At 57.5% G+C, this 14,456-nt stretch carries 15 protein-coding genes; 8 read left to right on the top strand and 7 right to left on the bottom strand.

What is annotated here, in order from left to right; genetic code table 11:
• From OS189_RS12170 to OS189_RS12160, 3 genes are all read right to left on the bottom strand, one after another.
• The coding region (locus tag OS189_RS12170; protein WP_267167596.1) for an FAD-dependent oxidoreductase at positions 1-170 on the bottom strand (170 nt) is incomplete at its 3' end.
• On the bottom strand, positions 167-1,558 hold the full coding sequence (locus tag OS189_RS12165) for an NAD-dependent succinate-semialdehyde dehydrogenase (protein ID WP_267167579.1): 1,392 nt from the start codon (positions 1,556-1,558) through the stop codon (positions 167-169). The genes OS189_RS12165 and OS189_RS12170, both read right to left, overlap by 4 nt.
• A gap of 232 nt (positions 1,559-1,790) precedes the next feature.
• A complete protein-coding gene (locus tag OS189_RS12160) occupies positions 1,791-3,443 on the bottom strand; it encodes an FAD/NAD(P)-binding protein (RefSeq protein WP_267167578.1) in 1,653 nt (550 codons plus the stop codon).
• Between the two features lie 236 nt (positions 3,444-3,679).
• Here OS189_RS12160 and OS189_RS12155 point away from each other — a divergent pair, with 236 nt between their 5' ends.
• The 8 genes from OS189_RS12155 (at position 3,680) to OS189_RS12120 (ending at position 11,595) form a co-directional block, all read left to right on the top strand.
• Entirely contained in the window at positions 3,680-4,198 is a 519-nt protein-coding gene (locus tag OS189_RS12155; RefSeq protein ID WP_267167577.1) for a 2Fe-2S iron-sulfur cluster-binding protein, read from the top strand.
• Positions 4,195-5,154, top strand: coding sequence for an FAD binding domain-containing protein (locus OS189_RS12150; RefSeq protein WP_267167576.1), 960 nt, complete (start codon positions 4,195-4,197; stop codon positions 5,152-5,154). The genes OS189_RS12155 and OS189_RS12150 overlap by 4 nt, the downstream gene beginning before the upstream one ends.
• A 4-nt stretch (positions 5,155-5,158) precedes the next feature.
• The gene (locus tag OS189_RS12145; protein ID WP_267167575.1) at positions 5,159-7,345 is read left to right on the top strand and encodes a xanthine dehydrogenase family protein molybdopterin-binding subunit; all 2,187 of its coding nucleotides are present in this window, start codon (positions 5,159-5,161) and stop codon (positions 7,343-7,345) included.
• A 315-nt stretch (positions 7,346-7,660) separates the two neighbouring features.
• Positions 7,661-8,359 carry an aminoacyl-tRNA hydrolase gene (gene pth / locus OS189_RS12140; protein ID WP_267167574.1) on the top strand — a complete coding sequence of 233 codons (699 nt, stop codon included), beginning with the start codon at positions 7,661-7,663 and terminating at the stop codon, positions 8,357-8,359.
• The gene (locus OS189_RS12135; RefSeq protein ID WP_267167573.1) at positions 8,356-9,399 is read left to right on the top strand and encodes a DUF2332 domain-containing protein; all 1,044 of its coding nucleotides are present in this window, start codon (positions 8,356-8,358) and stop codon (positions 9,397-9,399) included. Before pth ends, OS189_RS12135 begins: the two co-directional genes overlap by 4 nt.
• A gap of 66 nt (positions 9,400-9,465) precedes the next feature.
• Positions 9,466-10,629, top strand: coding sequence for a serine hydrolase domain-containing protein (locus OS189_RS12130; RefSeq protein ID WP_267167572.1), 1,164 nt, complete (start codon positions 9,466-9,468; stop codon positions 10,627-10,629).
• Between the two features lie 10 nt (positions 10,630-10,639).
• Entirely contained in the window at positions 10,640-11,020 is a 381-nt protein-coding gene (locus OS189_RS12125; protein ID WP_267167571.1) for a DUF2237 family protein, read from the top strand.
• Entirely contained in the window at positions 11,017-11,595 is a 579-nt protein-coding gene (locus OS189_RS12120) for a DUF4893 domain-containing protein (protein ID WP_267167570.1), read from the top strand. The genes OS189_RS12125 and OS189_RS12120 overlap by 4 nt, the downstream gene beginning before the upstream one ends.
• Before the next feature lie 16 nt (positions 11,596-11,611).
• Here the strand turns inward: OS189_RS12120 and trpB are convergent, their stop codons facing one another.
• From trpB to ihfB, 4 genes are all read right to left on the bottom strand, one after another.
• Positions 11,612-12,844, bottom strand: coding sequence for a tryptophan synthase subunit beta (trpB, locus tag OS189_RS12115; RefSeq protein ID WP_267167569.1), 1,233 nt, complete (start codon positions 12,842-12,844; stop codon positions 11,612-11,614).
• Positions 12,845-12,945: 101 nt separating this feature from the next.
• Positions 12,946-13,593: a phosphoribosylanthranilate isomerase gene (locus OS189_RS12110; protein WP_267167568.1), complete on the bottom strand. Its 648-nt coding sequence runs from the start codon at positions 13,591-13,593 to the stop codon at positions 12,946-12,948.
• A gap of 6 nt (positions 13,594-13,599) precedes the next feature.
• A complete protein-coding gene (locus OS189_RS12105) occupies positions 13,600-13,950 on the bottom strand; it encodes a lipopolysaccharide assembly protein LapA domain-containing protein (protein ID WP_267167567.1) in 351 nt (116 codons plus the stop codon).
• On the bottom strand, positions 13,950-14,234 hold the full coding sequence (gene ihfB / locus OS189_RS12100) for an integration host factor subunit beta (RefSeq protein WP_267167566.1): 285 nt from the start codon (positions 14,232-14,234) through the stop codon (positions 13,950-13,952). Before ihfB ends, OS189_RS12105 begins: the two co-directional genes overlap by 1 nt.
• Between the last annotated feature and the right edge of the window lie 222 nt (positions 14,235-14,456).

The following is a 14,456-nucleotide window of genomic DNA, read 5'->3' as shown; positions in this document are numbered from 1 at the left end:
GCCGCAATGAGAAGTTTGGACGGCATACAGCCTGTGGTCGCGCAAAGCGTACCGCGAAAGGCTTCGTCAATCAGCAGGGTGCGCGCGCCTTTGTCGCGCGCGCTGCGTTCTGCAGCGAGGCCGGCAGTGCCGGCCCCGATAATCGCGACATCTGTAACGTGACGGGTCAAGAGTTCGCCTCTTTATCCATCATGTAGATCGACTTGGCGTTGACGAACTCTTTCATGCCGAAACCGCCATGTTCGCGGCCGTAACCGGAGTTCTTCACTCCGCCGAAAGGCATATTCGGTATTGCGATGTTGAAACCGTTCAGCGAGATCATTCCGGTGTCGAACTCTTCTGATGCCAGCTTGCGCGCGCGGTCTTCGTCCTTGCAGAAAATGCCGCCGCCCAACCCGTACCGACTGTCATTGGCAATCCGCATGGCGTCCTTGTCATCTTCGGCTTTGATGATCGAAGCAACCGGACCAAATAGTTCATCGTCATACGCAGGCTGGCCGGGCTTTACGTCAACCAGAACGGTCGCGGGATAGTAAGCACCTTTGCGATCAGGCGTCTCGCCGCCAACCACAACCCGCGCGCCCTTTTCAACGCTTTCTTTAACCTGATCGGCCAGCTTGTCACGCAAATCATCCCGCGCCATGGGCCCTAGACCGGTTTTTTCATCCGTCGGATCACCCATTTCAATAGCGCCCATTTTCGCAGAATAACTTTCAACAAACGCGTCATAATTCTTTGCCGTAACAATGAACCGCTTGCCGTTCACGCAGGTCTGGCCGTTGTTGTAGATCCGCGCCGTGACGCATGCATTTACCGCAGCATCAATATCGGCGTCATCCAGAACGATATAGGCATCATTCGATCCCAGTTCGAGCACCGTCTTCTTGAGTTGTTCGGCCGCCTTCTTGGCCACAGTACGGCCCGCCTTATCACTGCCTGTCAGGGTTACGCCGCGGACCAGATCGTTCTCGATGATGAGGTCAGACTGGTCGTGATCAACCAACAAGACCGTAAACAGATTCTCTGGAAGTCCTGCACGCTCCATCAGATCCCGCAAAAACAGGCCCGAACCGGTGCAGTTCTCCGCATGCTTGAGAAGAACGCCGTTGCCGGCCATGAGGTTGGCAACCGCATAACGCACAACCTGGTAGCAAGGAAAATTCCATGGCTGGATGCCGTAGATCACCCCGATCGGCGCATAGTGGATGACACCCGTGCCGCCCGGAATGTCACGCTCTTCATCTGCCAGCGCATCAGGACCAGTATCTGCAGTAAATTTGCAGATTTGGGCGCACAAATCGATTTCCTGCCGACTGTCGCCAATCAGCTTGCCCACTTCGCGGGTCATAAGCTGGGCAAAGTCTTCCTTGCTGTTGGTGAGTTCCTCACCGATTGCACGAATAACCTCGGCCCGCTCTGCCGGTGAACGGCGCCGCCAGTCGAGAAACGCATCATGACAACCACGCACCGCATCCCGCGCCTCGTCATTACTCATCAGGGTATAGGTTTCCAGCTGCTCTTCTGTCGCAGGATTGATGGTGGTGATCTGACCGGTCATAAATTTCTCCAAAATTTGGTAAACTAATCTTGGAAACGCAACGTATCGCGTGATCAGAAGTTCCTTGTGTACGTCGATTTGCTTCTTGGGATTTGCGCACAACACGCGGTTATTGAATGCTCAATCGCACCCTAATGAACACTCGCAACCAAGCACGACAGTCAGGCGCAAAGTCGGTCTGTCAAGTTAAAGAAAAGCAAATTTGTCAGCCGAACAGACATATGAGCCGTGATTAAGCGGCGACACCATCTCCGGCGGTCAGCCTGTTCAAAACACCCTTGGCCCATCGGCTTGCGTCTTCACCAAAACAGTTATCAAGTGAATCTACCGCCACGACACTTCCGAGCGCCAAACGCCCTAAGAAACACAGCCCCGCTAGCGGATCGCCCTGTTTGGTCAACAAGCGACCGTCGGCGTCCGTCATCGCGCCGAGGCCTTCTGATACGGGGTGCACAAGACCCTGTGAAATCAAATCGCGCAGAAGCAGATCAACGATTTTAGATAGATCAGGGGATGGCTGGACTGAATCGATCATCACTGAAGCCGAAGCTGTTTCTCCCTCCTTCTTCAACAACCATCCAGTATCCGTCAGCCTGATTTCAGGGTCAGCAGCAAATGAAAGATCAAGAATGCCAGCGTTAATCAGTGCGAGCATCTCCCGTGCGGAAGATACTGGTGGGCCATAGGAATATCGCTTCAGCCCATCATCAAAGCCTACAATCGCTCCAGCTGTGCCCGCGTCCACCTCAGCAGGGTTGAACTTGGAACGAAACACATTTTGCCACTTTCGCCAGACCTGTCCGATCGAAAATCCAATCGTCGGAGCGCGTGACCCTTCGGCAAGCTCGATGCCTATACGCAAAGTTTCAACGGGCCCTTCCGTTTCGTAAGAATCGGGTGAGTCCCACTCTGTTTCTAACCATTGAGTAATATCTTTAGTGGCAACCGTTACCCCCAAACTTTGCATCAAACGGCCAACAACCGGTGCCAACACGGCGTTAATCAATTCGGCTGCGGTTTGCGGACCGGACTCAATCGCCTCGTCAAGGGCCTGCGAGAACGCTTCGGTCTCGCTTTGAAGCGGATCAAATAATGCGTCGATGCGCCCAGTTTCGGGTTTGGGAAACGGCGGCTTTCCAGTCAACGAAAAGGCCATGATCCGCTCGGGTTCGCGACCGGATGCGCTGTAGCCATGATCGTGGAAGCGTCCGCCTTGCGCGGTTGTAAGCGCGCGGATAACGTCGAATACCGACAAACCCAGACCACGAATAGCGACTGTATTTTCCGACCAGCCTTCTGCTTGTTCGACCAGATGTTTCGCGGGATAGGCATTCGTCAAACAGGCATCCACCCGCTCTGCATGATCCTGCCACTCGGCAAACTGTTCGTCAGGCTCGGTTTTCGGCTGCCCCAATGTCAGCAAGACCTCATGGTAAGGCCCCCGCCGGCATCCCTCTACGTCCAGTTGCCAGCCGCCAGCACAGGGCCTGATGCGGTCAACAGATCGAGAAAGGCGTTTTATACAGACAGTGTTTTGCGCAAGAACTTTTTCGTAGCGCGCTTGCAGATATCGCCCTAAATCGGCTCGGCTTGGAAAACTATCAGGGTCCGGCGAGGTGCCCAGCCAGCCGGCGAAACCATCACAGTTCGAAAATGAAGGTGCCCTGAATGCGATGTCACGGATCGGTATATTGAGCAGACACTGCGGACTTTCATCAGGGCTGAAGTTCGGCCCAGCGCCGGGAAAGGCATAAGGGTCGAACACGTCTACAGCGACAGAACACTCATAATCCTGACACTGCTCGACCAGCGCCTCAAGCGCGCCCAGTCCGCGCGGGCCCACGCCGACAACAGCTATTTTCGACAGGTTTCCGACTTCGCACATTCCTAATGCCCCGCTGTATGTTGAACCGCATATTACATAGCGGGAGTAATTTAATATAATCCGCAACCGGACGGCTGCAAGACCGGCGCGGAAGTCGCTGCAAACAGGGGTTTTTGCCGGGCGAATAATCGTCGCGCGCTCGAACCTTCGCACGCTTCCATTGTCATCAACCACCCAGGCGCCGGAACTTTTTACATGACGGTCGCGTTTGTCATCTCAGGGTTTTGGAGAAATGTATGAAAACGACGCTAACCATCAATGGGAACACCCACGCGCTCGATATTGATCCCAGGACCACGTTGCTCGATGCGCTGCGCAATCATCTTGATCTCACCGGATCCAAAAAAGGCTGCGATCATGGCCAGTGCGGTGCCTGCACCGTTATCGCCGACGGCCGGCGTATCAATTCCTGTCTGACCCTCGCTTGCATGATGGACGGGGTCGAGATTACCACAGTAGAGGGCTTGGGTAAGCCAGGGGATCTGTCACCGCTGCAGGATGCCTTCGTGCGCCACGACGGGTTTCAGTGTGGCTACTGCACCCCCGGCCAGATTTGTTCGGCGACCGCGATGCTTGAAGAGGCGCGCGCAGGCTGGCCCAGCGCCGTGACCGACAATTTGGAAGGTGAAACAGTGAGCCTCGGCAACGGGGAAATTTCCGAGCGAATGTCCGGTAATCTTTGTCGTTGTGCCGCCTACCCCAATATTGTCGATGCGATCCGCGAAGTCTCTGAGCGCAAGGAGGTTGCGGAATGACTCCATTCAACTACGAGCGCGCCAGCGACATCAGCGAGGCCGTTGGCAAACCGCAGTTCATCGCGGGCGGCACCAACTTACTCGATCTGATGAAGCTGGGGGTTGAGACACCCGACCGCATAACTGACATTACCCGGCTCGACATGAAAAACATCGAGGATCACGAGGGCGGTCTACGTATCGGTGCGCTGGTTTCCAATTCCGATCTTGCCGCCGACATGCGCGTACGGCAGACTTATCCGGTGCTATCGCGCGCCTTACTGTCTGGGGCCAGCGGCCAATTGCGGAACATGGCGACAACCGGTGGCAACCTGCTGCAGCGCACTCGATGCTATTACTTTCAGGATAAATCTTCCCCATGCAACAAGCGCGAACCCGGATCGGGGTGCAGCGCCATTGGCGGTGTTACACGGCTCCACGCGATCCTTGGCGCGAGCGAGCACTGCATCGCCACACATCCCAGCGACATGGCTGTGGCAATGCAGGCGCTGGATGCATTGGTCGAGGTTGAGGGCAAGGACGGATCTCGCCGGATCGCTCTGTCGGACTTCTACCGATTACCAGAAGACCGCCCGGATCGCGAGACGGTACTTGAATACGGCGAGTTGATCACCGCCGTTGTGCTGCCACCGGCACCTACGGGCAAGCAGACCTATCGTAAAGTTCGCGACCGCGCCTCTTATGCGTTCGCGTTGGTTTCTGTCGCGGGTATTGTATCGATGCAGGACGGCAAGATCGCCCAAGTGGCGCTGGCATTTGGCGGGGTCGCTCCTCGCCCATGGCGCGACCTCGAATTTGAAGCGGCGCTGGTGGGGCGAGCGCCCACGCGCGAGACTTTCGATGCGGCCACCGATATCCTGCTGCGCGACGCATCAGGACAGGGCGGGAACGACTTCAAAATCCCGCTGCTGCGGCGCACGCTGCGCGCAGTCTTGACTGAACTCTGCGAGGAATAACACCATGAACCTGCATCACAAAATGGACGAAGCCGACCGCCGCAACCGGCTTGACGACATGGCGCAGGGCGTATTGTCCACGCCTATGGATCGACCTGAAGGGCCGCTTAAGGTCTCTGGTACCGCGACCTATGCTCACGAGGCCCAACCCGAGGGCATGCTGCACGGAGTCTTCGTGCGCGCGCCCCGTCTTGGTCGCGTGGTTGAGAAGGACGATGCCGCCGCGCGGGAAATGGCCGGCGTCGAAGCAATTATTTCTGGCGACCGTTTGCTGCGCAATCCCGCACAGGGCACCGCGAACGAGGCCCCTATTCAGGGCGCGACGGAAGTACATTACGTCGGCCAGCCCGTGGCGCTTGTTGTGGCAGATACATTTGAAACTGCCCGCGCCGCCGCCCAGTCAATTTCCTTCGAAATCGCCGATGCTGACCGCGCACCCACCGATCCGCGCAACTATGACAGTCCCGAAGATGAACAATCCAGCATGGGCGACCTCGAAAAAGCGATGAAAGAAGCCGCAATAAGCATCGATCAGACCTACACGACGCCATCGCACAATTCCGCAGCGATGGAGCCGCATGCATCCATCGCGCATTGGGATGGGGAAAAACTCACCCTCCGCGGCAGCTACCAGATGCTGAAATACAATCGCAACGAATTGGCTGATGCACTGGGGGTCGATCCAGAAAACGTCAGGATCGTCGCGCCATATGTGGGCGGCGGCTTCGGTTCCAAGCTCGGCATCGCTCCCGAGGCCGTCGCGGCGGCGCTCGCTGCGAAAGAAACCGGTCGCCCCGTCGGCGTGGCGATGACCCGCCAGCAGGTGTTCGAGAGCACAATGCGCCGGTCCGAGACGAAGCAGCGCATTAGACTCGCCGCCGACGCCAATGGGCGTCTGAGTGGCATAGGGCACGATGCTTGGGTGTCGAACCTGCCTGACGAGGATTACTTCGAGCCGGTGACACAGGCCACGCCGTTCACCTATCGTGGCGAGAACCGTATGATCGGAACCCACGTCACCCGTGTCAGCCGCACCTGTGCCGGATCGGTTCGCGCGCCGGGCGAAGCGGTGGGCGTCACCTGTTTCGAGATCGCCATGGATGAGTTAGCGAACGCCGCAGGGATCGACCCCGTCGAGTTGCGCCGACGCAACATCGCCGAACAGGATCCCACCGGGGACCAGCCCTATTCCTCGAACAAGCTGGATGCGACGCTCACCTCGGGTGCTGCGGCATTCGGTTGGGATAACAGCTGTCCCGCGCCTTCCAGCCGCCGTGAGGGCGAATGGCTCATCGGGCAAGGCATGGCCTCGGCCGTGCGCGTAAATACCCTGATGGGATCGAAGGCGCGCGTGACGCTTGATCCTGATGGGACTGCGACGGTCGAAACCGACATGACCGACATCGGCACCGGCACCTATGCGATCCTCACGCAGCTTACCGCAGAGATGCTGGGCCTGAAACCTTCCGCCGTTGAGGTCAGGCTTGGCGATACCGATCATCCACCGGGGGCAGGATCGGGCGGGTCATGGGGCGCAGCCTCGGCCGGCTCGTCCGTATTTCTAGCCTGCCAAAGCTTGCGGGGGCACATCGCGAAGGCACTCGGAACCGACGAAAAAGACCTGACGCTCAAGGATGGACAGGCCATCGCCGACAACCGTTCGGTGCCGCTGTCAGAAATTCTGGATGCGCCCCTCGAGAGCATCGGTGAAATTGAACCCGGCGACACCGGCGACGATGTGCGTCAGGCCACTTGGGGCGCCTATTTCAGCGAAGTTGCCGTCAATGCGGTGACCGGCGAAACACGGGTGCGCCGCATGCACGGCACATTCGCCGCCGGTCGCATCCTGAACCCCAAAACCGCGCGCTCGCAATGCCTCGGAGGCATGACCTTCGGCATCGGAATGGCGCTGACAGAGGAGTTAATGCACGATCCGCGCGACGGGCGGATCGTCAACCGCGACTTTGCCGAATATCATTTACCGGTGAACGCCGATGTGCCGCAGTTGACGGTCGAGCTACTAGAAGAGCGCGACCCTTGGGCGAACCCGATGCAGGCAAAAGGGATAGGCGAGCTGGGCATCTGTGGCGCCGCTGCAGCCATTCTCAACGGTATCTACAACGCCACCGGCGTTCGGGTGCGCGATTTGCCCGCAACGCTGGACAAGGTGCTTGCAGGACTGGATGACTAATCACCGCAGTTTTTAGAAGACGCCCAAGTTAGCTGCAGTGCACGCCGCGTTTGTGAGCGCCTATCGTCGACACAATTTGATTCAAGTGCGCAGCTTTCCCCGCAGATATAAAGGATCTACGGCGACGGCTTACAGATCGTCTGAAACGCCAAAGGTGCGATCCGCAACGGAGAGTGCTATCCCCTGCCCGACGAAACCCGCATAATTAAATTTGATCCAGATCATTTCATCATCCATGGCACACCCTGATCGACACTGCCGCTGGACCCTGCGCCATGCGCTCCCTATGCTGCGTCCAAGCAGCGGAGAAACGCCATGAAACTTATCGTAGGTCTGGGCAATCCGGGCGCGAAATATGCCCGAAACCGCCACAACATCGGCTTTATGGCTGTGGAACAGATTGCCGTCGATCACGGGTTTTCACCGTGGAAAAGCAAACATCAGGGCAGCGTTGCCGAAGGGCGTTTCGGAAGCACGCGCGCGATTCTGTTGCGGCCGGAAACGTTTATGAACAAATCCGGTGACAGTGTTGCAGCCGCGATGCGGTTTCACAAAATCGAACCCGAGGATGTGATTGTACTGCACGACGAGCTGGACCTCGCCCCCGGAAAGGTAAAGTTCAAAATGGGCGGCGGGCATGCCGGGCACAATGGCCTGCGCTCCATCCACGGGCACATCGGGCCTGACTACGGGCGCGTCCGGCTGGGCATCGGCCATCCGGGCCACAAAGACCGCGTTGCGGGCTACGTTCTGCATGACTTTGCCAAGGGCGATGCGGACTGGATAGATGATGTGCTGCGCGGCATCAGCGATGGCGCCCCGTTTTTGGCCGAAGGGGATAACGCCAAATTTATGAACGCCGTCAGCCTGCGCACTACACCACAACGTCCCTCCACCGGAACCAAAGGCCCTGCCAAAACGGCTCCACAAGCGGCCCCTGCGCCAGCAGCCAAAGACGCGCCCGTATCGGACGAACGCTCGGCGTTGCAAAAACTGTTGCAGCGCTTCAAATGACGCTGGTTCAGGCATTTCGCAATCAAGCAACGTCTTGTGCCGCGCTCGACAGTCCGTTTATGGCGCAGTTGTTGAATGTACTGGCAGATCACTGGCCTGCCGACAGCGCGCTTGCCGCAAAATTTGACAGCTTCGAGGGAGATATCGGCCCCGCCGGGCACTCGCTTCCCCTGCGCGTGGCGGGCGGCTTGCATGCCTTGGTCCTTACCCGCCGTGACGAAGGGCTAATGGCAGCCTATCCGCCCAACACCCCCACGGATGCTGAATTGCGCGACGCGGTGCTGTCTGCATTGGCAATCCATGCCAAATTCTTGACCGACTGGGTGGATAGCCCACCGCAAACCAACGAAGTCCGCCGCTCTGCCGCGATGATTGCAAGCGCGCGGGTGGCGTGCAGTCATTTTGATCTACCCCTTCATCTTAGTGAGCTGGGGGCCAGCGGCGGGTTGAACCTGATGTGGGATCACTATGCGCTGGAACTGGGGGGAAAGCGGTTCGGGCCGGATATGCCTGTGCTGACGCTATCTCCTGAGTGGTCGGGGCCATTGCCACCCGCAATCACGCCGGAAATCGCATCGCGCGCAGGCGTCGACCTGAACCCGCTTGATCCCCAGCGCGGCGACCATTTGTTACGGCTTACGGCCTATCTGTGGCCGGACCAACCGCACCGGCTGGCGCTGACCCGATCTGCCGCATCGGTTATGACCGCCCAGATCGACACCGGTGATGCAATTACGTGGCTAGCCAACCGGTTACCCAACGCGCCGCAGGGGCATCTGCATCTGATCCAGCATTCTGTCGCATGGCAGTATTTTCCGCCAGCCACGCGCGCCCGTGGCACCGCGCTGATCGAGGCCGCAGGCGCACAGGCCACGCCAGACCGCCCGCTGGCATGGCTTTCGATGGAAAGTGACGGCGACACAACGGGCGGCAAAGGAGCCGCGATCACCCTGCGGCTGTGGCCCGGCGACATCACCCTCGCCCTCGGGCGCGCCGATTTTCATGGCCGCTGGATTGACTGGCACCATGCCGCACCTTGATCTTTGTCTCGGTTGCGCATCATCGTCATGTTTGAATAAAGCCGTTCTGGCAGGGAGCAATTATTAATGCGTACATTCGGTAAATGGCTGGGCCGTATTCTGCTGGTGCTGGTGCTTGCCGCAGTGGTTGTCGGCCTGTGGCAGCGTGAACAGATCACGCGCCTGCTGGCGGTTAACTCGCTGTTTTCGGCAGACAAGATCGTTCACAACTTTTCCCACATGGATGAGGCGTTTTTGCATACGCCCGTATCACGGGGCAACGGCCCGACAGCCGAGCTGCCCTACGGCGAAGATGCGGCCCTCCCGCCGGAGGTTTTTCCATGGATCGAAGAACGTGATGTGACAGCGTTGGTTGTGCTGAAAGACGGCGCGATCGTGCATGAAAGCTATCACAAAGGCACCGCGCCTGACGATTTGCGGATTTCATGGTCGGTCGCAAAAAGTTATCTGTCTGCATTGTTCGGTGTGCTGCTGGACGAAGGCGCAATCGCCTCGATTGATGATCCGGTGACCAAATACGCACCCGCACTGAAGGGCGGTGCCTATGACGGTGCAACCATCCGAAATGTACTGAACATGGCCAGCGGCGTCGTGTTTGACGAAGACTATCTGGACAAGAATTCAGACATCAACCGAATGGGCCGTGTGTTGGCTTTGGGGGGCAGCATGGATGATTTTGCCGCCCAGCTGAGCGAGACATTCATTGATGCAGGAACTGAATGGAAATATGTCTCCATCGACACGCACGTGCTTTCGATGGTTGTGCGGGGCGCCACCGGACGCCCGATCGCCGACCTGCTGAGCGAGAAGATCATTGCGCCAATGGGGCTGGAATACGCGCCCTATTATCTGACAGACGGTTTCGGCACCGCGTTTGTATTGGGCGGGCTGAACCTGACCACCCGTGATTATGCGCGGATGGGGCAGATGTTTTTGCAAAACGGCGCCTACAATGGAAAACAGATCGTGCCGTCATCATGGGTTGCAGAATCCACGGCACCGTCTGCCCCGACTGCACCGGATGCAATCCGTTATGGCTATCAGTGGTGGATCCCCCAAGGCGGCACGGATGATGATTTCATGGCGCGCGGCATTTACGGGCAATATGTTTATATAAACCGCACCCGCGGCGTGGTGATCGCCACAAACGCAGCTGACAAAAAATTCCGCGAGGCCGGTGTCGCTGACCAGAATGTCGCTATCTTTCGCAGTATCGCAAACAAAATTTAGGGAGACATCCATGGAACCCGATGACAGCATCAACGTAACGGGCGGCGCGCTTGCGCTGTGTGGCAGCGATCCGGTGACCGGATTTTTCCGCGACGGCCACTGCAACACCTGCGCCGCCGACCAAGGCAGCCACACCGTTTGCGCCATTATGACTGCGGAGTTTCTCGCATTTTCGAAATACGTCGGCAATGATCTGTCCACACCAAACCCCGCGTTCGGTTTTGCAGGGCTAAAGGCCGGTGATCCGTGGTGCCTGTGTGCGGGGCGTTTCCTGCAAGCTGCCGAAGAGGGTTGCGGCCCAAAGGTGCATCTGGCCGCCACCCATATCCGCGCGCTGGATATCGTACCGCTGGACGTACTGCGCGCCCATGCGCTGGATGCCGAGGCATGACCCGTTTTCTGGCAGCAGCAATCTTCGCGCTTGTCGCCAATGCTGCGGCAGCGCAAGAGATGAGACCACAAGAGCAGGCAAGGCTGGACAGGTACGAACGCACCGCTGGACGTGCGCTGCTGGAAGCCATGGCAAGCGGCGCGCCCGATGATATCGCTGCGCTTAGCGTGGCCTTGTCCGGCACCCCGCAAGTGGCATTCGATCCGTCCTTACAGGGCGAGTGGCGCTGCCGCACGATCAAACTGGGCGGACAGCCACAACTGGTTGTCTACACCAATTTCAAATGCCGGATGAGTCTGGACAACACAGGCGTCACTTTTGAAAAGCTGTCAGGCTCGCAACGCACATCCGGCCGGATCGAGATGCGCGGCGGGCAAGCAGTCTATCTGGGGGTGGGCTATGTTTCGTCCGAAACGCCGCAATCCTACGCAGATTTAGAACCGGATTTCGAAGGCAACGGCACCATTACGCCCGATGTCGCGGTGTTCGAGCGGGTTTCAGACACCCGCGCGCGGCTGCTGTTCCCCGCGCCGGTGAATGAAAGTGATTTTGATATTCTGGAACTGACCCGTTAGGGCCAGTTCTGTGGTATCAGGCGAAATCGCCCATCTCGAACCCCAGCGCGCGCGCCACGGTAAAGATATCCTTGTCACCACGGCCACACATGTTCATGCAGATGATGTGATCTTTCGGCAGATCGGGCGCAATCTTCATTACATGGGCCAGCGCGTGTGAAGGCTCAAGCGCGGGGATGATCCCTTCCAGTTGGCAACTCTTCTGGAATGCTGCCAAGGCTTCGACATCGGTGATCGACACATATTGCGCGCGGCCGATGTCATGCAGCCAGGCGTGTTCCGGCCCGATGCCGGGATAGTCAAGACCCGCAGAAATAGAGAACCCCTCAAGGATTTGGCCATCGTCATCCTGCAACAGATATGTGCGGTTTCCGTGCAGCACACCGGGGCGACCGCCAGTCAGAGATGCGCAATGCTCCATTTTGGCATTCACACCTTTGCCCCCTGCCTCCACGCCGATAATATTGACCTCTTTGTCGTCAAGAAATGGATAGAACAGGCCCATTGCATTGGACCCACCGCCAATGGCGGCGATCAGCGTATCAGGCAAACGCCCCTCGGCGCGATCCATCTGGGTGCGTACCTCTTTGCCGATGATGCTTTGGAAATCGCGGACCATGGCGGGGTACGGATGCGGACCCGCCACTGTGCCGATGCAATAAAAGGTGTCGCGCACGTTGGTCACCCAGTCCCGCAACGCATCGTTCATCGCGTCTTTCAAAGTGCCACGACCTGAAGTAACCGGAATAACCTCTGCCCCCAGCAGACGCATACGGAACACGTTGGGCGACTGCCGCTCGACATCATGCGCGCCCATGTAGACCACACATTGCAGACCAAACTTGGCGCAGACAGTTGCCGTCGCCACTCCATGCTGTCCTGCGCCTGTCTCTGCGATAATACGTTTTTTGCCCATGCGGCGGGCAAGGATAATCTGGCCCAGCACATTGTTGATCTTATGGGCGCCGGTGTGGTTCAACTCATCCCGCTTCATGTAAATCTTGGCACCACCAAGCTCTTCGGTAAGGCGTTCCGCAAAATAGAGCGGGCTGGGGCGGCCGACGTAATGCTCCCAAAGATCGTCCATCTCGGCCCAGAATGTATCGTCTGTTTTGGCCTTGTCGTATTCCGCCTGCAACTCAAGAATCAGAGGCATCAGCGTTTCAGAGACAAACCGCCCGCCGAATTCACCAAAACGGCCATTTTCATCAGGACCGGTCATAAAGCTGTTGAAAAGATCGTTTGCCATAGCGCATCTGCCTTTCGGAATATCTGTTGCGCACAGCAGTATCGCCCGCGCGTCAAATGGTAAAGAAGCCATCAGGTCACAGCGTCGGGAATGATACGCATTCAGGCGTTCACAGCTGCCTGCACCAACGCGCGGATCAGTTCCGCGTCCTTGACACCAGCCGAACGTTCAACACCGGAGGCAACATCGACTTGCAGCGCACCTGTGCGCCGGATCGCTTCGGCGACATTGTCAGGCGTCAAGCCGCCCGCCAGCATCCACGGCCCGCGCCAGACACGATTTGCCAACAACTGCCAATCAAACGCCAACCCATTCCCGCCGGGCAATACCGAATCCTTCGGCGGTTTGGCATCGATAAGAAGCTGGTCAGCCACGCCGGTGTAGATATCAATCTGCGCAAGATCGGATTGATCGGCAACGCCCAAGGCTTTCATCACGGGCAATCCGTATCGTGTCTTAACCTCGGCCACCCGTTCGGGGCTTTCGCTGCCGTGCAGTTGAAGCATGTCCAGAGGAACCGAATCCATCAACGCATCCAGCAACGCATCGTCAGCGTTTACAGTAAGCGCGACTTTGCAAATCCCCATGGGGACCAACGCCGCAAGACTGGAAGCTTCGGAAAAATCAACAAACCTCGGCGACTTCGGAAAGAAATTGAACCCGACATAGCGCGCGCCCGCCGCTTCGACTGCGCGCACATCTTCGGGCGTGCGCAGACCGCAAATCTTGACAGAAATATCCGCTGGCATGTCGGATTATCCGGTCTTGTCCAGCAGCGCGATCACTTCGTCTTTGCCCTGATGCTTTTCGGCCTTCAGCTTGTCCAGCTCCCGCTGGAGGCGGCGCATCTCACGTGCCTGCTTGGCCGCTTCTGCACGTTCGCCATACTCGCGTATCCACTCCCAGACAAAGCCGATCAAAAGCCCTGCCAACACACTGCCCAGAATGACAATGAACAGCGGCAGTTGCAGCGAAGGGTTCATCGCGAACAGGCCGGAAACCTCTGTCGGCAAAACCTGAAGCGAAACAAGCTCGCGGTTTGCCAAAGCAACAGAAATCAGAGCCACCGCAAAGATGGCGATACACAGATAGCGAACATAGCGCATTAGCTTTTCCCGTTTAACCGATCACGGAGGAGCTTCCCCGTTTTGAAGAACGGTACATGTTTTTCTTCCACATGAACAGTCTCACCGGTACGCGGATTGCGCCCTACACGCGCATCCCGTTTTTTGACAGAAAATGCGCCAAATCCGCGCAGCTCCACGCGATCTCCCTTGGCCATCGCACCGGTTATCTCGTCAAATATGGTGTTTACGATCCGCTCCACGTCCCGTTGATAAAGATGTGGATTATCGTCTGCGATCTTCTGGATCAATTCTGACCGGATCATTTATGTCTCCCCCTGCGCAATTTTTGCGTCTCTATGTCGTTAATATAGAAATATTTCCGCTCTCCCGATAGTGACGGAACCGACATTTTGGCACGATTTATGCTGAAAAACATGCCGGCAAGCGCAACTTTACACAACTAAAAGTTGATCACCAAGCAAAAACGATGATGCTTAACTAGCTAACAATATTGATGAAAACGGAATTCAGTCCCGATTCGCATG

It is taken from the genome of Sulfitobacter sp. F26169L (assembly GCF_026410285.1).
Classification (GTDB): domain Bacteria; phylum Pseudomonadota; class Alphaproteobacteria; order Rhodobacterales; family Rhodobacteraceae; genus Sulfitobacter.
The sequence above is the reverse complement of the archived record's forward strand: the minus strand, read 5'-3'. Positions and strand labels throughout refer to the sequence as shown.